Raw genomic sequence first — 18,580 nt, forward strand, 5'->3', positions numbered from 1 at the left:
CTGGGCACATCCCCATCTAACGATCAGGTCTCGGGTCGGGTCCGATGGGAACGTGAACGCTCTACCATGGGCCTATGACTGCTGACCCGACCACGCCTGCACCGTCGACCAGCTCGGCGAATTGGAAGCGGCGCGGCATCCTGCTTGGTGCCGGCGTCGTTCTTCTGTTGATCGCCTACTTCGTTCTGGCGGCGTTCCTGCCACGGTGGTGGAGCCTGCGCGTCGAGAGCCTGGCTGATCGCACGTTCACCAAAGGAATTCTGTGGGGCCTGCTGTTCGGAATCGTCTGCACGTTCGCGCCACTGATGTTCTTCTGGAGTGCGTGGTCGGTCCGAAAGGGTAGGGCGGGAAAGCAGTTGGCGATCGGATCGGTAATTCTCGCAGTCGTCACCGCCATCCCGAACCTGCTGACTCTGACCATCGTTCTGGGTACCAGCAATGCCGCCCACGCCGGCGAACGCACCCTCGATACCAGCGCACCCGGCTTCCGCGGCGCGACGGCACTGGGCGCGATCATCGCGGTGGTTCTGGTCGCGTTGCTCGTGTTCGTGGTGGTACGTCGGAACCGTCGACGTCGAACAGCAGCACTGACGCGGTAGTCGTGTAACTGATCTCAGGCGCTGCGCAGCACCGACGGCTCGGTGATGACGCGGATTCCGGGCTCGGGGTCGAATCGGTAGCCGGTGCCGCGGACCGTCGTGATCAGTCGGCCGTACTGCCCGAGTTTGGTTCGCACCCTGGAGAGATGGACGTCGACACTGCGGCCGCCGTTCGAGTCACTCAGCTCGGATCTGTTCACCACGACACGAGGATGCTGGGCGAGATAGGCGAAGATCTCGAACTCGGTGTGGCTGAACCGAACGCTCTTGCCGGCGAGAACCACATCGCGCGCGGGTAGGTCGATGACAAGGGGAGCGTTGAGTTCGTTCACCCGGACGTCGAAACGCGTCAGGATCTTGGCATGTGGTGCATAGCTTTTGGCGGCGACGCGGAGAGCATCGGCGAGGGCGTGCAACTGCGGTCGAGTCAATCCCTGCAAGGATGACGTCCCGGAATCGGAGATACGAAGAACGACGGTCGCTTCGGTGCTCATGGCTGTGGCTCCTGTGACAAGTGTCGACTGTGACAAGTGCTGTCGACGGTGGGGAGGTCGGATGGTCAGCGTGGGCAGCGACAGTTCGTGTTCACGCTGTCACAGTGCACGACGACGACTGATCGCACCAGCAATAAACTCACCGTGATTGCAGCGGTTGACGGCGGCCCGTAGCGCGTGGTCCGATCGAGCGTGACCGATGTAGCGCAGTCCCGAACAGACCTCGTCACCCGCGCCGTCGACTGGAACCATCCCGACGCCGAATCGCTCCGTGCCGCAATGGCATCGGAGGTGGGTCCCCGATACGCGGACCGAGCGGCCTTGATGGCGAAGACGCAGGCCAATGCCGTGGACGAAGGCGACGTGCATCGCACGTTCGTCGTCTATCGGTGCGATGCGCAGAACGTCGAGCAGGCCGTCGGACATGCCGCTCTGCGGTGGAACGGCCCCGACCTCGAACTGAAGCGAATGTTCGTTCATCCTGATCACCGTGGGTCGGGAGTCTCCACCGCGCTGCTGCAGGCGGCCGAGAATGCGGCCCGCGACCAGGGATTGCGACGCTTGATTTTGCAGACCGGTGATCGTCAGCCCGACGCGGTGCGGCTGTACGAGAAGAGCGGCTACACCCGCATCCCGGTGTTTCCGCCGTACGAACTGCTGCCGTTCTCCAACACCTTCGAGAAGCGTTTGTGACTCCTACCGACGCACAATCACGAACGTAGGGTCATGATTTCGGCCCCGCTGTCGGTGATGACGACGGTGTGTTCGCTGTGCGCGGTGCGGCAACCGGTGGTGCTGCGCAACGTCCACCCGTCGGGGTCGGTGACCAGCTCGTCGGTATCCGCCATCACCCAGGGCTCGAGCGCCAACATCAGGCCGGGGCGAAGGCCGTAGCCGCGGCCGGGCCTGCCGGTATTGGATACGTGCGGATCCTGATGCATCGTCGACCCGATTCCATGACCACCGAACTGAACGTTGATGGGATAACCGGCTTCGCGAAGAACCGTCCCGATGGAGTGGGAGATATCGCCGATCTTGTTGCCCGGACGTGCCGCGGCGATACCCGCGGCCAACGCTCGTTCGGTGGCATCGATCATCGCCAGGCTCTCTGCCGGCTTGTTCTCGCCGACGACGAAACTGATGGCCGAGTCCGATGCCACGCCGCCGAGGATCACGGCAAGATCGAGCGTCAGCAGATCGCCGTCGGCCAGGTTGTAGTCGTGCGGTAAACCGTGCAGCACAGCGTCGTTGACCGACGTGCAGATGTAGTGGCCGAACGGTCCGCGCCCGAAGGACGGCGCGTAATCGACGTAGCACGACGTCGCCCCCGCCCCGAGGATGATGTCCTTGGTCCATTCGTCGATCTCGAGCAGGTTGGTGCCGACGGTCGCGCGTTCGCGGACGGTCTCGAGAATTTCGGCGACGAGTGCACCGGTTTCACGGGCAAGGGGAATCTTGCTCGGGGGCAGGATTTCGATCACGGAATGCCTTTCGGTTCGATGCGAATAACTATACCGGTATAAGTATTGGTGACGGAGTGGGTCGTGAGCAACTGACCGAGCCCGACATGGGACGCTGACCGACGTGTCTGTTCACCCTCTCGACGATCCCATTCGTACCTCCCTCGGTGGTCCGCTGTCGCGGTTTGCGATCACGCGCGGCCGAGTGATTCGCGCTGATCCCCAGGTCTCGCCCTTTCTGGCGCATCCCGACGTTCTGCAGCCACGGGATTGGGACGACATCGCAGTGCTGTTCGGGCCGCGGAGCATCGTGGGATTGCGGGGGCCGGTGCTGGATGTGCCCGAGGGGTGGTCCGTGGTCGACAGCTTCGGGATCGTTCAACTCGTGGGCACCGAACTCGAGACTCGGCCGTTGGCCGAGGCGGTAGAACTGACAGCCGACGACGTGCCCGAGATGCTCGATCTCGTGCGACGCACCGAGCCGGGCCCGTTCCTTCCTCGCACCCGCGAACTCGGCACGTATCTCGGTATCCGACGAGGCGGCGCTCTGATCGCGATGGCAGGGGAGCGCATGCGTCCGCCGGGGTGGACCGAGATCAGCGCAGTGTGTACCGACCCGGCTCATCGCGGACAGGGCTTGGCCACCGAGCTGGTCCGCGCGGTCGGTCACGGCATCAGGGCCCGAGGCGACGAGCCTTTCCTGCATGCCGCCGCGACGAACATCCGCGCTATCGAGCTGTACCTCTCCATCGGATTCTCTCTGCGCCAGACCTCGCAGCTGACGCTGGTGAGAACGCCGGAACGAGCGGCCGACGTCTGAGGTCAGAATGGCGGCTCCTCGTCTTCTTCGTTGGTCGGTTCTGGCTCGGGGGTCGGGTTGTCGGGGTAGGCGATGACGCCTGATCGTCTGGGTTTGGTGGGGATGTACGGCCGGAGGTCGTTGCCGATGATGGGTACGGCTGTTCCGTTGGCTGGCAGGGTGATTCGGGTGGTCTTCGAGGTGGAGGTCCACAGGATGGCGCCGCCGGGGAGCATGACGGCGGTCCAGTAGCCTGCGGTTTTGACGCTGTGGTGGTATTCGCAGAGGCATTGGAGGTTGTTGACGGTGGTCCAGCCGCCGCCGAGGGGATTGGCGTGGTCGAACGGGTTGACGTGGTCGAGTTGGCAGCGTGTGGCGGGTCGGTGGCAGCCGGGGAAGCGGCAGTGGCGATCGCGTAGTCGTACGGCGGCGGTGGTGAGGGCGTCGGGTCTGTAGATCAGGGCTCGGTCGGTGAGTGGGTCGCGCGGGGGGAGGTCGATGTCACCGGCCTCGAATGCGGCTTTCAGCAGAGGAAGCCGGGTGTGCAGCGCCACGCCGACGGACACGTACGCTTCGGCGACGGTGGCGGAGCAGCTCAACGCGAGTGCCATTTCGGTGCGTCCGTACCGGCTGTACTGCCGATGCTTCGCATCCTGCGCGATGCAGGTGAGGTGGAAGTCGTAGCAGGCAGCGATCTTTCGGGCCGCATGCCGATTCTCTTCCCGCGCGGCACTGGTGCAGCCATTTTTCACCCCCCGGTGACCCCCAGTTCAGAACGTGCGTTCGAACCGAAGAAAGAGTATCTCGACCCACCGACAGGTTTCGAGATCACGGTTGCGAGAGCGTCCCGAGCAGGCCTACCGTTAACTATGCGAACAACACCCACGGTCCACTACGACGACGGTCTCGTGCGCGTGGACGACAGCGGGGTCACGTTGCGGCACTACTACTTTCCGTTCGCGATCGAGAAGTTCGTCCCCTACGGCGACATTCGCGCCGTCGACACCGCCGTGCTGGGCAACTGGAACGGACGTTGGCGACTGTGGGGCGCGTCGACAACCGACCAGTGGCTCCCGCTGGACGTCATGCGTCCGAAGAAGGACACTGCAGTGGTGCTCACCATCCGCCGCATCTCGCCGGTCTTCACCCCCGACGATCCTGAACTCGTTGCCCGACTCATCCGCGAACGCATCACCGCTCCAGCGTGACGCGCCCCGACGAGCGGTTCACCCTCGCCAGTGAACGCACCTTTCTTGCCTGGCTCAGAACATCGCTCGGGTTGCTCGCCGGCGGGATCGCAATCGTTCACCTGGTTCCCGGATTCAGCACCGGCTGGGTTCGCACTGCACTAGGTCTGATTCTCATCGGCCTCGCGGCCGCCGCACCCGTCATCGGACTACGGCGATGGATGCGTGTACGTGCCGCCCTCGAGAGCGGAGCGCCCATGCCCGAGTCCCGGGACCTGTGGATCTTCGCGGTCGGCATTGGCGCAGTAGCAGTATTGGCTGCGGTGGTCACTGTTCTGGGGATCCAGTAGCACACCGCCAATCGCCACAGGTGCACAATCGAAGTACTAGACGACCAACGACAGGAGTTCGGCGTGGCGCAGGGTCTCAAGCTCGGGTACAAGGCATCGGCGGAGCAGTTCGGGCCGCGGGAGCTCGTCGAACTCGGTGTTCTCGCCGAGCAACACGGTATGGACTCCGCGACTGTCAGTGACCACTTTCAACCGTGGCGTCACGAGGGCGGTCACGCCCCGTTCTCGCTGGCCTGGATGACGGCCGTCGGCGAGCGCACGAAGACGATCCAGCTCGGTACCTCGGTGCTCACGCCGACGTTCCGTTACAACCCGTCGGTCATCGCGCAGGCGTTCGCCACGATGGGCTGCCTCTACCCCGGACGCATCATGCTCGGAGTGGGAACCGGTGAGGCGCTCAACGAGATCGCCACCGGGTTCACCGGCGAGTGGCCGGAGTTCAAGGAGCGTTTCGCACGACTGCGTGAGTCGGTTCGCTTGATGCGCGAGCTGTGGCTCGGCGATCGCGTCGACTTCGAGGGCGAGTACTACACGACCAAGGGCGCGTCGATCTACGACGTCCCCGAGGGCGGCATCCCCGTCTACATCGCGGCCGGCGGACCCGTCGTCGCGCGGTATGCAGGACGCGCGGGTGACGGCTTCATCTGTACGTCGGGCAAGGGCATGGAGCTCTACACCGAAAAGCTCCTCCCGGCCGTCGAAGAGGGTGCAGGCAAGGCAGAGCGTGACGCCGGCGAGATCGACAAGATGATCGAGATCAAGATCAGCTACGACACCGATCCCGAACTGGCACTGGAGAATTGTCGCTTCTGGGCTCCGCTGTCTCTGACGCCGGAGCAGAAGCATTCCATCGACGACCCGATGGAGATGGAGAAGGCTGCCGACGAGCTGCCGATCGAGCAGGTCGCCAAGCGTTGGATCGTGGCGTCGGACCCGGACGAGGCCGTCGAGAAGGTCAAGCAGTACACCGACGCGGGCCTGAACCACCTCGTGTTCCACGCGCCCGGACACGACCAGAAGCGCTTCCTCGAGCTGTTCGAGAAGGATCTGGCACCGCGCCTGCGCAAGCTCGGCTAGTTACGTCGAAGTGCGGGGATCGGCCGAGAGTGCGAACAATCGCATGTCTCGGTCGGTCCTGGTTTCGTACTCGCCGTAAACCTCGACCATCGCGTCGAACTGTCGGTAGATACGCGCCTTCTCGTCGCCGGTGATTCGGGTGGCCGTCACCGGTATTTTCCTGCCGCCGATGGCCACCACGGCCTTCGGATCGGCGAGCAGGTTGGACGTCCATGCCGGGTGATGTTGCTGACCGAAATTGGAGCCGACGACATAGATCTTGTCGGCCTCCCGGTAGTACAGCAGCGGGCTCGTCCTCGGCTTACCGGATTTGCGTCCGGTGGTGGTCAACAACACCACCGGAGCAGCGATCGGTCCGAGGACGGTGAATCGGCCGTTCGACTTGGTCAACAACCAGCGGTCGACGCCTGCGAGGTTCCTGATCACCCACGAACCGGGCTTGGTCGACGCGAACTTGACGGCGGGCTTGCGGATGAACGATGTCTCGCTGCCCCAGCGAACATCCGGAAACGGTGATTCGGCCATGGCTCATGGGACAACCCGACTGTGCTCGGTGTCAACACCCCAACCATTAAGCTGGCGGGCATGGCTGAGTCCACCGGCGCCGAGACGGCTGACATGTATCCCTCGAGTATTTATGTCGCGTCACCGGAAGGCGACTCCGGCAAGTCCACGATTGCGTTGGGTGTGCTGCAGATGCTCGCCGCGACGACGGCCCGGGTCGGTGTGTTTCGGCCTATCGCTCGTTCGACGGAGGAGCCGGATTACATTCTCGAATTGCTCGTCGAGCACACGACCGCCGATCTGAGTTACGAGCAGTCTCTCGGGGTCACTTACGAGCAGGTGCATTCCGATCAGGATGCGGCGCTGAGCGAGATCGTCAGTCGGTATCACGAGGTGGCTGCGCAGTGCGACGCCGTGGTGATCGTGGGTAGCGATTACACCGACGTCGGCAGCCCGAGTGAACTCGGCTTCAATGCGCGCATCGCGGTCAATCTCGGTGCCCCCGTGCTCCTCGCGCTGCGTGGCTCCGACCGAACCCCCGACGAGATCGCTCAGTTGGCGGCGCTGTGCCAGGCCGAACTGCGGCAGCATCACGCCCATCTCGCCGCGATCGTGGCGAACCGCTGCGATCCGGATCAGTTGGACGCCGTCACCGACGCGTTGGCGTCGGTGGATGTTCCGGCGTGGAGCCTGCCCGAGATCCCGTTGCTCGTCGCTCCGACAATGGCGGAGTTGCTCGACGCGGTGGACGGCACGCTCTACAGCGGCGACTCGTCGTTGCTGCAGCGAGAAGCGATGCGGGTGATGGTCGGCGGTATGACGGCCGAGCACATTCTGGAGCGGCTCACCGAGGGTGTCGTCGTCATCGCGCCGGCAGACCGGTCCGACGTACTGCTCGCACTCGTCAATGCTCATGAGGCGGAGGGTTTTCCGTCCCTCGCCGGCATCATCATGAACGGCGGCATCGAACCGCACCCGGCAATCGCACGACTGGTCGCCGGTCTCGGTCCGAGACTGCCGATTCTGACCACCGAGCTCGGAACCTTCGACACCGCATCGGCTGCGGCGCAGACCCGCGGCCGTGTTGCCGTCGGATCTCAGCGCAAGGTCGACACCGCGCTGGGCCTGATGGAGCAGCGGGTGGACGCCAAAACCCTTCTGGGACGGCTCGATATCGCCATCCCGACCATCACGACGCCGCAGATGTTCGAATACCAGCTCATTCATCGAGCGCGTGCCGATCGCAAGCACATCGTGCTCCCCGAGGGCGGCGACGACCGGATCCTGCGGGCCGCCGGAAGGCTGCTGCAACGCCAGGTCGCGGACCTCACGATCCTTGGCGAAGAAGGCCCGATTCGACGTCGTGCATCGGAACTGGGAGTGGATCTGGACTCGGCAACTATCCTCGACCCCAAGAACTGCGACTACGCCGAGGAATTCGCGCAGGAGTACACGGAACTGCGCAAGCACAAGGGGATGACGATCGAGCGTGCCCGCGAGATCATGGCCGACATCTCCTACTTCGGAACCATGATGGTGCACAAGGGCATTGCCGATGGCATGGTGTCGGGAGCGGCGCACACGACCGCGCACACCATCAAGCCGTCGTTCGAGATCATCAAGACCACCGAGGGCGTGTCGACGGTCTCGTCGATCTTCCTGATGTGTCTGTCCGATCGCGTACTGGCCTACGGCGACTGCGCCGTCGTGCCGGACCCGACGGCCGAGCAATTGGCCGACATCGCCATCTCCTCGGCGCAGACCTCGGCCCAGTTCGGTATCGAACCGCGAGTGGCGATGCTGTCGTACTCCACCGGCGAATCCGGCTCGGGAGCCGACGTCGACAAGGTGCGGCAAGCGACGGCGATCGTGCGCGAACGTAACCCGGAACTGTTGGTGGAGGGCCCCATTCAGTACGACGCGGCCATCGAACCGTCGGTCGCGAAATCGAAGCTGCCGGATTCCGACGTGGCAGGCCGCGCAACGGTGTTCATCTTCCCCGACCTCAACACCGGCAACAACACCTACAAGGCCGTTCAGCGCAGCGCCGGTGCCGTCGCTGTCGGGCCGGTACTGCAGGGCCTGCGCAAGCCCGTCAACGACCTCTCGCGTGGGGCACTGGTCGAGGACATCGTCAACACCGTCGCCATCACCGCCATTCAGGCGCAGGGTATCTCCCAGCAGGAGGCACAGGCGTGAGCATCCTCGTCGTCAACTCGGGTTCGTCCTCGGTCAAATTTCAACTGGTCGATCCCGATTCGGGCGAATCGCTCGCCAGTGGTCTCGTCGAGCGCATCGGTGAATCCGACGGGCGCGTCGAACTCGACTACCGCGGCGAGAGCGTCGAGCGAACACAGCACATCGAGGACCACGGGGACGGGTTGGCTCTGGCATTCGAGATGCTGTCCGACGCCGGCATCGAACTGGGGTCCGACGTCACCGCCGTCGGGCATCGCGTCGTGCACGGCGGCACGGTGTTCTATCGCCCCACGATCATCGACGACGCTGTCGTTCAGCAGATCTCGGACCTGAGCAGTCTTGCGCCGCTGCACAATCCGCCCAACGTCCTCGGTATCGAGGTGGCGCGCAAGCAACTGCCGAACGTGCCGCATGTAGCCGTGTTCGACACGGCGTTCTTCCATTCTCTGCCCGACGCTGCTGCGACGTACGCGATCGACGCCGCCGTCGCAGCCGAACACGACATCAGGCGCTACGGCTTTCACGGCACCTCGCACCGCTACGTGTCCGAGCAGGTTGCGCAGTTCCTGGAACGCGATCTCGGGGATCTCAAGCAGATCGTGCTGCATCTGGGCAACGGTGCGTCGGCATCGGCGGTCGACGGGGGCCGGGCGGTCGATACGTCGATGGGTCTGACCCCACTCGAGGGACTGGTGATGGGCACCCGCAGTGGGGATATCGACCCCGGCGTGATCATGCATCTGCGTCGTAGCGCTGGGATGAGTGTCGACGACATCGACACTCTCCTCAACCGCCGGTCGGGTCTGATCGGACTGTCCGGGGTCAACGACTTCCGGGAACTGCAGCAACGCATCGACGACGGCGACGCGTCGGCCCGGTTGGCCTACGACGTGTACATCCATCGGCTGCGAAAGTACATCGGCGCGTACATGATCGGGCTCGGGCGGCTCGACGTCATCACGTTCACCGCGGGAGTCGGCGAGAACGCTGCTGCCGTGCGCGCCGACGCGCTGGCGAACCTGGAACACTTCGGCATCCGGATCGACTCCGAACGTAATGCCGTGCGCAGCAAGCAGGCTCGCGTGATCTCCGCCGACTCCTCAGCCGTCACGGTGCTGGTGGTGCCGACGAACGAGGAGCTGGCGATCGCCCGGGCGACGGACGATCTGGTTCGTGACGGCGACTAGAACAGTGAACGGGGCCGGATAGCGTTCGCCAGGTCCACCAGTGAGAAGCGATGCGCGCGATCGGTGGCGTTGCGGGCCAACGCCCGCAGCCCCTTCTCGGTGCCACGCCGCAATCCGTCCTCGGTGAACGGGACGCTGAGAATCGGCTCCCGTTCGGCCGTGGCGGCGTGGCCGGAGACGATCCAGTCCAAGGCCATCGCGAGCACCAGCGTCCGCATCTGCAGTGCTCGGCTCTCCGCCTTGGGGAGCAGCGCCACTCGCCGTGCGGCAGAGCGGAAATCGGCCTCGGACAGCTCGGCGCGCGAGCGATCCATCAGCAAGGTCAGCACACTGGTCATCCGTGCCATCGAGTAGTGCCGCGAGCTGATCGGCACCTGGTCCAGTGCAGCGATGGCACCGGTCTGATCACCGCGGCGCTGCAGCTGCCGGGCCAGACCGAACGCCGAGCTGACGATGCCCCTGTTGGTCCGCCACACGGCGCGGTACAGGCCCTCGGCTCTGGCCCGCCATTTCTCGGCGTCCTCGTCATTGCCGAGCGCGACGTGCCCCAACAATTCCGACGTGGCACCGAGCGCCAGTTTGGGCGCGAGCTCGCCGGGCATCGCTCCGAGCACGTTGTCGAAACTCGTGAACGCAGAATCGTATTCGTGGTGCAGCAAGGCGATCAATCCGGCGTACCACTGCACCCGCCACGGATCGGCGGCATGATCCTCGGATTGCACCTTCGACAGGATGTCGGTGGCCTCCACGACGTGGCCCAGATCGAGGTGCGCCTTGACCTCCGCGAGGGTGATCTCCAGGCTCGCTCCCGCGGGCGCGGAACCGGTGGCACCTGACGTACCGGCCGACACTCGCTCGATGCCGTTCCGCTTGGCGTGCTGCAGTGAGTCCAGAGTCTGCTGAGCTTCGACGTGCACGGCGGCAGCCAGCAGGGGAGCGCTCGGATCGTTGGGATCTACCAGGGGAACCGGCAGTGCGGCAACCACTTCGGCTGCCGTCATGCGCTCGTGGCGTACTTTGCCGTCGACGTAGGTATCGGTACGACCCACCGACTGCTCCGTACCGAACGTCGTCCGCGGCGGGCTGAAGACTGCGGACAGGCCGGGTCGCTCGACGCCCGTCCGGATCGCCAGGATCTCGCGCAGCACGCCGGTCGCCTGCCCCGCGAACTCGTCCGCGGACCGGAACCGCCGCGTCGGGTCTGCGTTGGTGGCTCGAAGCAGCAGGCGATGCAGTGACGGGAACTGCTGCAGCACGTCCGATTCTGCGACGGAGGGCAGGCCGTCGAGGTACTTGCCGTTCTTCGACGGCATGTCCAGCGTCAGCACGGCGAGGGTACGGCCGACGGTGTAGATGTCCGACGCCACCGTCGGCCCGGTCTTCACGATCTCCGGTGCCTGGTACCCCACCGTGCCGTACAGGTAGCCGTAATCCTCGATGCCCGCGACCGCGCCGAGGTCGATCAACTTGATCTGGTCCTCGGAGACCATGATGTTCTCGGGCTTGAGATCGTTGTAGACCAGCCCGATCGAATGCAGATAACCCAGTGCCGGAAGCACTTCGAGTACGTAGGCGAGCGCCTGCTCGACCGGCATGCGGGCGTCGTCGCCGCACGCGGTCAGGATGTCGCGCAGCGAACGACCACCCACGTACTCCATGACGATGAAGCCGACGGAAGTGCCGTCGCCGCGGGGTTGTTCGACGAAGTTGTAGATCTTGACGACGCCGGGATGCGCTACCTCGGCGAGGAATTGACGCTCCGCGACCGCGACCGCATGGGCTTCTTCGTCGCCGAAATGCAGTAGGCCTTTGAGTACTACCCAGCGGTCGCTGACGTTTCGGTCGATGGCGAGGTAGATCCACCCCAGACCGCCGTGCGCGATGCAGCCCTGAACGTCGTACTGGCCCACCACTCGATCACCCGGCTCGAGCAGCGGAGTGAAATCGAAGGTGGTGCCGCAGTGCGGGCACACGCCCACCGAGATGTCGGGCTCGCCCGGTTCGCTGCGCCCCACCTTGGCGTTGCACTTCCAGCAGAACCGTTTGTGCTGCGGCACCGTAGGATCCGACATCACCGCGGTCGCCGGATCGATCGGCTCCACCCGCGGAACCTCCACGAGGCCGCCGCCGAGACGACGCCGAATACCGGTGCTGCGGGAACGACCGGACCGAGATCGACCGGTTCTGGCCCGAGTGGACGCGCTCTGCGACATGCCGGATTTGGCGGCTGTGGATTTGGCAACCGCGGATTTCGAGTTGTCCTCACCTACCGGCGAATTCGGCCCCGGAGTCGGTGCGGTCCGGTCGTCGATCGGCGACCGGGACACCGCCTGCGTGCGTTCGACGCCGTCGGTCGACGTCGCTTCCGGTCGCGCTACCGCCTGTGTGCGTTCGACGCCGTCCGTCGATGTGAGCTGATCCCGTGACACCGCCTGCGTGCGTTGCGCGGGAGCGGTGGGTTGCTGTTCGTCCTCGTCCATGACGTGCGCCTCTAATCGCTGTACGACGCGGTGGGTGGACCGGGGGAGGGGCCGAGCACCGTCAGCCATTTGTTGTAGATGCGGTTCCAGGTGCCGTCGGACCTGATGCGTGCCAACGTTCCGTTGACGAAGCGCACGAGATCCTCGTTCTTCTTGTTGATGCCCACGCCGTACGGTTCCGGGCTCAGACTGTCGCCGACGATCTCGAGGTACGGGTCCTGTGCGGCAAGTCCGGCCAGGATGGCGTCGTCGGTGCTGATGGCGTCGACCTGTCGTTGTTGCAGTACCACCAGGCAATCCGACCACATCGGCACCGTCACCACGGTCGCGGCCGGCTGCACCCGCTGCAGGCGACGCAGCGACGTGGTGCCCTCCACCGCGCACACCCGCTTGCCCGCCAGATCCCCGACCCCACGGATACCCGAGCCCTGCACCACCAGAACTCGGTGCTGCGCTTGGAAGTACACGGTGGAGAACTGGACGTCCTTACGCCGGGCGCACGTGATCGTCATGGTTTTCACCACGATGTCCACCGTCGAGTCCTGCAGAGCTTCGAGGCGCTGTGCGGACGTCAGAATTCGGAAGTCCAACCGGTTCGGGTCTCCGAACAGGTCGCGTGAGATCTCCCGAGCGATGTCGACGTCGAACCCGACCAGCTGCCCGGTCATGGGGTCGCGAAAGCTGAAAAGGTTACTGCCCGTGTCGAGGCCGACGACGAGGCGACCCTTGGCTCGGAGTGCATCGATGGTCGGCTGCGGAGGCAGTGGCGCGTCGGTGCCGGTCGGTAGCGGCCGCAGACTGGCCGTGGGGCGGGCGCACTCGTCGTCCGCCGGTGTTTCGGTGGGCCGAGCCGCGACGGTTGCTCCGTCGGGCAGAGGCGGTTCGGTGAACATCGTATCGCTCTGTGCCGCAATTCTTTCCGGCGGCGAGCATCCGACGAGCAGGGCGGTCGCGACGAGGCCGGCGGCGAGTAGGCGTCTCACAGGTATTCACGCAGCCTCGGGAACAGGCCGACTCCGAACGCCACCGACGCCACGACCGTCAGCACGTACGCACCGTTCGACAAGCCCGACAGGACCCAGACCGATCGGTCGATGCTGGAGCGCAGTTCGCTTCTTGCACTGTCGATCCCGTCGACCAGCACACTGTCGAGAGCATTGAACGCGGCCGCCGAATCCGAATTCCCCGATCCGGTCGCGATCGACACCGCACCGTTGAAGTCGCCCACCTCGAGCGCCGAATCGATGCGCGCATGCGAGGCCGACCAGTTGTTCAGGGCCTCGGTCACCTCGGGGTCGCCCTCGAACATGTCCGCGAGCCGAGAGACGTTGCCGGCGAACGACTGTCCGTAATCCTGGCTGCCACCGCGGCGGGCCAGGTCGAGTGTCTCGTCCGCCCTGGCCTGCTGGGCCAGAATGAACCCCGTCGTGTAGGACTTCAGCGGTGCCACCCCGCGGTCGATCGCGCGGTCGGTGGCGATCGACGAGATCAACCCCACCACCAACATCCACCCGAGCAAGCCGGCCAGCGCGGCCGTGGCACCGAGAAAACCGACATTCAGTGTCCGACGCGTCGTCCGGGACAGATACCACTGAGCGAGACCGGTCATCAGCAACAGGAACACCACCGACCCGATCGCGAAGTACGGGGGACTGGTGAACCTCTCCTGATCGGCCGAGACGCGGGAGGCCTGCTCGGTGTACAACTTCTCGGCCAGCGGCAACAGGCTGGACTGCATCATCGTCGACGCCTCGCCGAGATAAGCCGCACCCACCGGGTTCCCGCTGCGATTGTTCGCTCGCGCCGTCTCGACCAGCCCGCTGTACACCGGCAACCCGGTAGCGATCTGCGTCAGCACTGCGCTGGTGGCCTCGTCCTTGTCGGTGACCCCGGCGGACGCGGCGATCAATTCCGACGACGCCTCACCCAATGCCTGCGAGTACCGGTCACGTACTTCGGGTTGCTCGAGCCCACCGGCGATGAATGCCGACGCGGCCGCCGCGTCGGCCACCGACAGGGCACCGTAGAGATTCTGAGCCGAGTTGGCGAACGGCTCGGTGCGCACCAGCAGTGTCCCGAGAGTGTCGACTCGATCGGTCACCGCCGTGGACGCGAGATTTCCGACCGTCAGCGCCAAGACGACCAGCGCGGTACCCATCGCGACCAACCGCGCAGGCGTCGAACGCATCGTGTATCGAACCGGTGGCTTGCCTGCAGCGGCACCGACGTGGGGTGCCGTTGTCGGGGGGACGGCAGCAGAGGGAGTAATGCCGGCCGCGATCACGCATCGAGCATATAAGCAGGCGGACCGCACTGCAGCCACTACAGCACAGTCACTACGGCGAGGCGGTTCACCTAGGGTGGGGAGCATGCGCGGTGACGGGGACGGTTGGGTGATCGGTGAGAACGGTTCTCGGCACTGGGGCAAGCACGGTGCCGCCGGTCTGCTGCTCCGTGCGCCCTCCGATGCGGGCGAACCGATGGTGTTGCTGCAGCACCGCGCGTTGTGGAGTCACCAGGGCGGAACGTGGGCCCTGCCGGGCGGGGCTCGCGATTCGCACGAGAGCACCGAGCACGCGGCGGTCCGCGAGGCGCACGAGGAAGCCGGTATCTCGGCCGAACAGTTGAGCGTGCGCAGCGAGCGTGTCACCGCCGCAGTCCCGAGCGGTTGGTCGTACACCACGGTCATCGCCGACACCGATCACCCGCTGGCCACCGTCCCGAACGGCGAGAGCACGGAACTGCGGTGGGTGCCGGAGTCCATCGTCGGCGAGCTGCCACTGCACCCGGGTTTCGCGTCGAGCTGGCCGTCGCTGCGTACCGAGCCGCTGCGCGTGCTGCTCGACACCGCCAACGTCCTCGGCTCCCGGCCCGACGGCTGGTGGAAGGACCGCGCCGGCTCGACCGGCGCACTGTTGACGTCGCTGGCCGCGACACTGCCGCGCACGGTGGAACTACCCAGCGGCCAGTACGGCTGGCTCACCCGCATCGAGGCCGTGCTCGAGGGGCAAGCGCGCGACGCCGTTGTCGACGATCCGCGCATCCCGGTGATCCTCGCGGACGGCAGTGGCGACGACACCCTCACAGATCAGGCCCACCGATCGACAGACCTGACCGCGTTGGTCACCGCCGACCGCGGACTCCAGAATCGACTGCCCGGCGCGGTGCACGTGCTCTCGCCGTCCGCCGTGCTCGCCTGGCTGTGACATCTGTTTCGTGACATCAGCCCAGTGACATCAGCCCAGTGACGTCAGTTTTGTAGCGCCTGTACCAGCGCGCGCGCAGCTGCCTGCGGATCACGTGCCTCGGTGATCGCCCGAACGACCACGATGCGCTCGGCTCCCGCCGCTCGAACCTGATCCACATTGGTCGCGTCGACGCCGCCGATGGCGAACCACGGCCGCTCCGGCAACGCATCCGCGGTAGCCCGCAGAGTTTCCAGGCCGGCGGCCGAGCGGTTGGGCTTGGTGGGCGTCGGCCACACCGGACCGACGGCGAAGTAGTCGACGCCGTCCTCGATGGCGGCGAGCGAGGACTGCGCGCGGTTCTGCGTCGAGCGTCCGATCACCACGTCCGGGCCCAGAATCTGGCGCGCGTAGTGCACCGGCAGGTCGCCCTGGCCCAGATGCAGGACGTCGGCACCGGACGCCAGCGCCAGATCCGCGCGGTCGTTGACGGCCAGCAAGGCACCGTGACGTTTGGTGGCCGCGAGCAGAATCGCCAGCGCAGCGAGCTCGTCCTTGGCCTCGAGCGGCCCGAACTGGCGCTCACCGGCGGAGTTCTTGTCGCGCAGCTGGATGATGTCGACGCCACCGGACAACGCGGCCTCGGCGAACTGCGCGAGATCGCCCTTGTCGCGTCGGGCATCGGTACACAGGTAGAGGCGAGCGGACGCAAGACGCTCGCGAGGAGTCTGGTTGCGGACGGTCTGAGTTGGGTGCACGAAACGAACTGTATTCTCATGGCAGCCGCGACCGACGACGGAGTGGCCGACATATCGCGGGAGTCCCGGGGATCGTGGGGCTGAGAGTGGGTTCGCCGCCCTTACCGTCAATACCTGAACCCGATCATGCGGGCGCAGGGAGTGAGGACGTGAATCGCGTGCATATCGTCGTTATCGGCGGAGGCGTCATCGGGCTGTCGACGGCGCTACGACTGGCGGAGGACGGCCATCGGGTGGTGGTGCACGATCCTGCGCTGGGTCGAGGCGCGTCGTGGGTCGCCGGGGGCATGCTGGCCCCGCTGTCCGAGGGGTGGCCCGGTGAACACGAACTCCTACGGCTCGGTGCCGCGTCGCTCGAGCGGTGGCCGGACTTCGCCGGACGCCTCCCCGGCCCGGGGGTGTTCTCGGCCACCGGATCGATGACCGTCGCCCTCGACTCCGCCGACGCCACCGACCTGCGCACGATCGCCGAATGGGTGGGCGAGCAGGGACACGAGCTCGAGATTCTCGGCCGCGCGCAGGTGCGTGAACTCGAACCTGCATTGGCGCAGAACATTCGGCTCGGGTTGTTGGCACCGACCGAGCTGTCCGTCGACAATCGGGCCCTGGTTACCGCGCTCCAACAGGGATGTCTCGACGCCGGAGTGGAGTTCGTGGCAACCTCGGTCGACGCAATTCCCGACGCCGATCAGGTGGTCCTGGCCGCCGGTTCGCGCTGCGCCGCACTGTGGCCGACGCTGCCGGTCAGGCCGGTGAAAGGCGAGATCCTGCGGCTGCGTCGCCGACCCAGCGCCGCACCGCCACCGCACCGCACCATCCGCGGAACCGTGCACGGCCGACCCGTGTACCTGGTGCCACGCGGTGACGGATTGGTCGTCGGCGCAACACAATACGAATCCGGTGAGGACACCCAGGTCACCGTGGCGGGGGTACGAGACCTGATCGCCGACGCCGAACGGCTCATGCCGAGCATCGGCGAGTACGAACTGTACGAAACCGCTGCAGGATTACGACCGATGAGCCCCGACGGACTGCCGTTGATCGGCAGACTCGCCGACGACGTGATCGTCGCTACCGGGCACGGCCGCAACGGCATTCTGCTCGCGCCGATCACCGCCGACGCCGTCGCCGCTCTGGTATCGGGCGATACGCTGCCCGAGGCCAAAGCCGCCACACCCGAACGCTTCTCACAGATCGAAAGGACACCATGACCCAGGTTGCCATCGGGATCACCGTCAACGGCGAGGATCACCTGCTCACCGAGGACATGACCATGCGTCGGCTGCTCGAATTCCTGGGCCTGCCCGAGAAGGGCATTGCCGTCGCCGTCGACGGTGCCGTGCTGCCCAAGAGTCGATGGGACACCACCGACGTCCAAAAGGGTTGGACCATCGACGTTCTCACGGCGGTTCAGGGTGGCTAGCGCACTCACCATCGCCGATCGCACCTTCACGTCCCGGCTCATCACCGGCACCGGGGGAGCGGCCAACCTCGCCGTCCTCGAGGAAGCCCTCGTCGCGTCGGGAACCGAACTGACCACCGTCGCGATGCGCCGCGTCGACGCCGCGGGTGGAACGGGAGTGCTCGATCTGCTGCGGCGGTTGAACATCGCCCCGCTGCCGAACACCGCGGGTTGTCGAGGATCGGCCGAGGCCGTGCTCACCGCGCAGCTGGGCCGCGAGGCGCTCGGGACCGACTGGGTGAAACTCGAAGTGATCGCCGACGAGCGAACCCTGCTGCCCGACGCCATCGAATTGGTCAAGGCTGCAGAGCAACTCGTCGACGACGGCTTCCAGGTGCTGCCGTACACCACCGACGACCCGGTGCTGGCCAAGCGTCTCGAAGACATCGGCTGCGTTGCCGTCATGCCGCTCGGCTCACCCATCGGCACCGGCCTCGGCATCGCCAACCCACACAACATCGAGATGATCGTCGAGGCCGCAGGGGTGCCCGTGATCCTCGACGCGGGCATCGGCACCGCCAGCGACGCAACCCTCGCGATGGAACTCGGCTGCGACGCAGTGCTGCTCGCCACCGCGGTGACCCGCGCGAAGGACCCGGCGCTGATGGCGTCGGCGATGAGACATGCGGTGGCGGCGGGTTACCAGGCCCGACATGCGGGACGCATCCCGAAACGATTCTGGGCGCAGGCCAGCTCACCGATGTAGCGGCTGCGTCGGCGGCGCAGCACTTTCTGTGGTGCTGCGTATTTCGCAAACGCGAGCGCGTTTGCGAAACGCTCGCAGAATAGTGGCGAAAACAAGGGCGAATCCCCGCGCATCTGGCAAACGCGCGCGCATT

General features: G+C 65.6%; 20 protein-coding genes. 12 read left to right on the plus strand and 8 right to left on the minus strand.

Annotation, left to right across the window (positions count from 1 at the left end):
* The first annotated feature begins 74 nt into the window (after nucleotides 1-74).
* Nucleotides 75-599, plus strand: a complete 525-nt coding sequence (locus CH281_RS04435; RefSeq protein ID WP_027494251.1) for a hypothetical protein — start codon at nucleotides 75-77, stop codon at nucleotides 597-599.
* Nucleotides 600-613: 14 nt separating this feature from the next.
* Here CH281_RS04435 and CH281_RS04440 read toward each other — a convergent pair whose 3' ends face one another.
* Nucleotides 614-1,093, minus strand: coding sequence for a winged helix-turn-helix domain-containing protein (locus CH281_RS04440; protein ID WP_032366689.1), 480 nt, complete (start codon nucleotides 1,091-1,093; stop codon nucleotides 614-616).
* A gap of 279 nt (nucleotides 1,094-1,372) precedes the next feature.
* On the opposite strand from CH281_RS04440, the gene CH281_RS04445 reads away from it, so the two are divergent.
* On the plus strand, nucleotides 1,373-1,786 hold the full coding sequence (locus CH281_RS04445) for a GNAT family N-acetyltransferase (RefSeq protein ID WP_081701671.1): 414 nt from the start codon (nucleotides 1,373-1,375) through the stop codon (nucleotides 1,784-1,786).
* A gap of 17 nt (nucleotides 1,787-1,803) precedes the next feature.
* On the opposite strand, the gene map is transcribed toward CH281_RS04445, so the two are convergent.
* Nucleotides 1,804-2,574, minus strand: a complete 771-nt coding sequence (gene map / locus CH281_RS04450; protein WP_032391264.1) for a type I methionyl aminopeptidase — start codon at nucleotides 2,572-2,574, stop codon at nucleotides 1,804-1,806.
* A 103-nt stretch (nucleotides 2,575-2,677) separates the two neighbouring features.
* On the opposite strand from map, the gene CH281_RS04455 reads away from it, so the two are divergent.
* Nucleotides 2,678-3,373: a GNAT family N-acetyltransferase gene (locus tag CH281_RS04455; protein ID WP_094643879.1), complete on the plus strand. Its 696-nt coding sequence runs from the start codon at nucleotides 2,678-2,680 to the stop codon at nucleotides 3,371-3,373.
* Nucleotides 3,374-3,375: 2 nt separating this feature from the next.
* Here the strand turns inward: CH281_RS04455 and CH281_RS04460 are convergent, their stop codons facing one another.
* Nucleotides 3,376-4,104 carry an HNH endonuclease signature motif containing protein gene (locus CH281_RS04460; RefSeq protein ID WP_094693144.1) on the minus strand — a complete coding sequence of 243 codons (729 nt, stop codon included), beginning with the start codon at nucleotides 4,102-4,104 and terminating at the stop codon, nucleotides 3,376-3,378.
* Nucleotides 4,105-4,221: 117 nt separating this feature from the next.
* On the opposite strand from CH281_RS04460, the gene CH281_RS04465 reads away from it, so the two are divergent.
* The 3 genes from CH281_RS04465 to fgd all read left to right on the plus strand — a co-directional run bounded on the left by CH281_RS04465 (nucleotide 4,222) and on the right by fgd (nucleotide 5,966).
* Nucleotides 4,222-4,560, plus strand: coding sequence for a hypothetical protein (locus tag CH281_RS04465; protein WP_094693146.1), 339 nt, complete (start codon nucleotides 4,222-4,224; stop codon nucleotides 4,558-4,560).
* Nucleotides 4,557-4,889, plus strand: coding sequence for a YidH family protein (locus CH281_RS04470; RefSeq protein WP_027498497.1), 333 nt, complete (start codon nucleotides 4,557-4,559; stop codon nucleotides 4,887-4,889). Before CH281_RS04465 ends, CH281_RS04470 begins: the two co-directional genes overlap by 4 nt.
* A 63-nt stretch (nucleotides 4,890-4,952) precedes the next feature.
* Complete coding sequence (fgd, locus tag CH281_RS04475; protein WP_032369842.1) at nucleotides 4,953-5,966, plus strand: glucose-6-phosphate dehydrogenase (coenzyme-F420); 1,014 nt, start codon at nucleotides 4,953-4,955, stop codon at nucleotides 5,964-5,966.
* On the opposite strand, the gene CH281_RS04480 is transcribed toward fgd, so the two are convergent.
* Nucleotides 5,967-6,491: a nitroreductase/quinone reductase family protein gene (locus CH281_RS04480; RefSeq protein ID WP_094693148.1), complete on the minus strand. Its 525-nt coding sequence runs from the start codon at nucleotides 6,489-6,491 to the stop codon at nucleotides 5,967-5,969.
* Nucleotides 6,492-6,551: 60 nt separating this feature from the next.
* Between CH281_RS04480 and pta the strand changes: the two genes are divergently transcribed.
* Nucleotides 6,552-8,669, plus strand: a complete 2,118-nt coding sequence (gene pta / locus CH281_RS04485) for a phosphate acetyltransferase (protein WP_179274113.1) — start codon at nucleotides 6,552-6,554, stop codon at nucleotides 8,667-8,669.
* Entirely contained in the window at nucleotides 8,666-9,856 is a 1,191-nt protein-coding gene (locus CH281_RS04490) for an acetate kinase (RefSeq protein ID WP_094693150.1), read from the plus strand. Before pta ends, CH281_RS04490 begins: the two co-directional genes overlap by 4 nt.
* Here CH281_RS04490 and CH281_RS04495 read toward each other — a convergent pair.
* From CH281_RS04495 to CH281_RS04505, 3 genes are read right to left on the minus strand one after another with little or no spacing between them, the layout of a single operon-like run.
* Complete coding sequence (locus tag CH281_RS04495; protein ID WP_094693152.1) at nucleotides 9,853-12,336, minus strand: serine/threonine-protein kinase; 2,484 nt, start codon at nucleotides 12,334-12,336, stop codon at nucleotides 9,853-9,855. The two genes, CH281_RS04490 and CH281_RS04495, sit on opposite strands and share 4 nt — an antisense overlap.
* An 11-nt stretch (nucleotides 12,337-12,347) precedes the next feature.
* Nucleotides 12,348-13,319: a glutamate ABC transporter substrate-binding protein gene (locus CH281_RS04500; RefSeq protein WP_032365120.1), complete on the minus strand. Its 972-nt coding sequence runs from the start codon at nucleotides 13,317-13,319 to the stop codon at nucleotides 12,348-12,350.
* Nucleotides 13,316-14,620, minus strand: coding sequence for a hypothetical protein (locus CH281_RS04505; protein WP_094693154.1), 1,305 nt, complete (start codon nucleotides 14,618-14,620; stop codon nucleotides 13,316-13,318). The genes CH281_RS04500 and CH281_RS04505 overlap by 4 nt, the downstream gene beginning before the upstream one ends.
* Before the next feature lie 85 nt (nucleotides 14,621-14,705).
* Here CH281_RS04505 and CH281_RS04510 point away from each other — a divergent pair, with 85 nt between their 5' ends.
* Nucleotides 14,706-15,542: an NUDIX hydrolase gene (locus CH281_RS04510; RefSeq protein ID WP_032365122.1), complete on the plus strand. Its 837-nt coding sequence runs from the start codon at nucleotides 14,706-14,708 to the stop codon at nucleotides 15,540-15,542.
* Between the two features lie 44 nt (nucleotides 15,543-15,586).
* Here CH281_RS04510 and thiE read toward each other — a convergent pair whose 3' ends face one another.
* Complete coding sequence (gene thiE / locus CH281_RS04515) at nucleotides 15,587-16,279, minus strand: thiamine phosphate synthase (RefSeq protein WP_027498488.1); 693 nt, start codon at nucleotides 16,277-16,279, stop codon at nucleotides 15,587-15,589.
* Nucleotides 16,280-16,437: 158 nt separating this feature from the next.
* Between thiE and thiO the strand changes: the two genes are divergently transcribed.
* Genes thiO through CH281_RS04530 form a run of 3 tightly spaced genes read left to right on the plus strand, consistent with a single transcriptional unit; the run spans nucleotide 16,438 to nucleotide 18,447 of the window.
* A complete protein-coding gene (thiO, locus tag CH281_RS04520) occupies nucleotides 16,438-17,490 on the plus strand; it encodes a glycine oxidase ThiO (RefSeq protein WP_094693170.1) in 1,053 nt (350 codons plus the stop codon).
* Nucleotides 17,487-17,702, plus strand: a complete 216-nt coding sequence (gene thiS, locus CH281_RS04525; RefSeq protein ID WP_027498486.1) for a sulfur carrier protein ThiS — start codon at nucleotides 17,487-17,489, stop codon at nucleotides 17,700-17,702. Before thiO ends, thiS begins: the two co-directional genes overlap by 4 nt.
* Entirely contained in the window at nucleotides 17,695-18,447 is a 753-nt protein-coding gene (locus CH281_RS04530; protein WP_094693156.1) for a thiazole synthase, read from the plus strand. Before thiS ends, CH281_RS04530 begins: the two co-directional genes overlap by 8 nt.
* Nucleotides 18,448-18,580 lie beyond the last annotated feature (133 nt).

Origin of the sequence: Rhodococcus sp. 06-221-2 (assembly GCF_002258365.1) — a bacterium.
GTDB classification, from domain to species: Bacteria; Actinomycetota; Actinomycetes; order Mycobacteriales; family Mycobacteriaceae; genus Rhodococcoides; species Rhodococcoides fascians.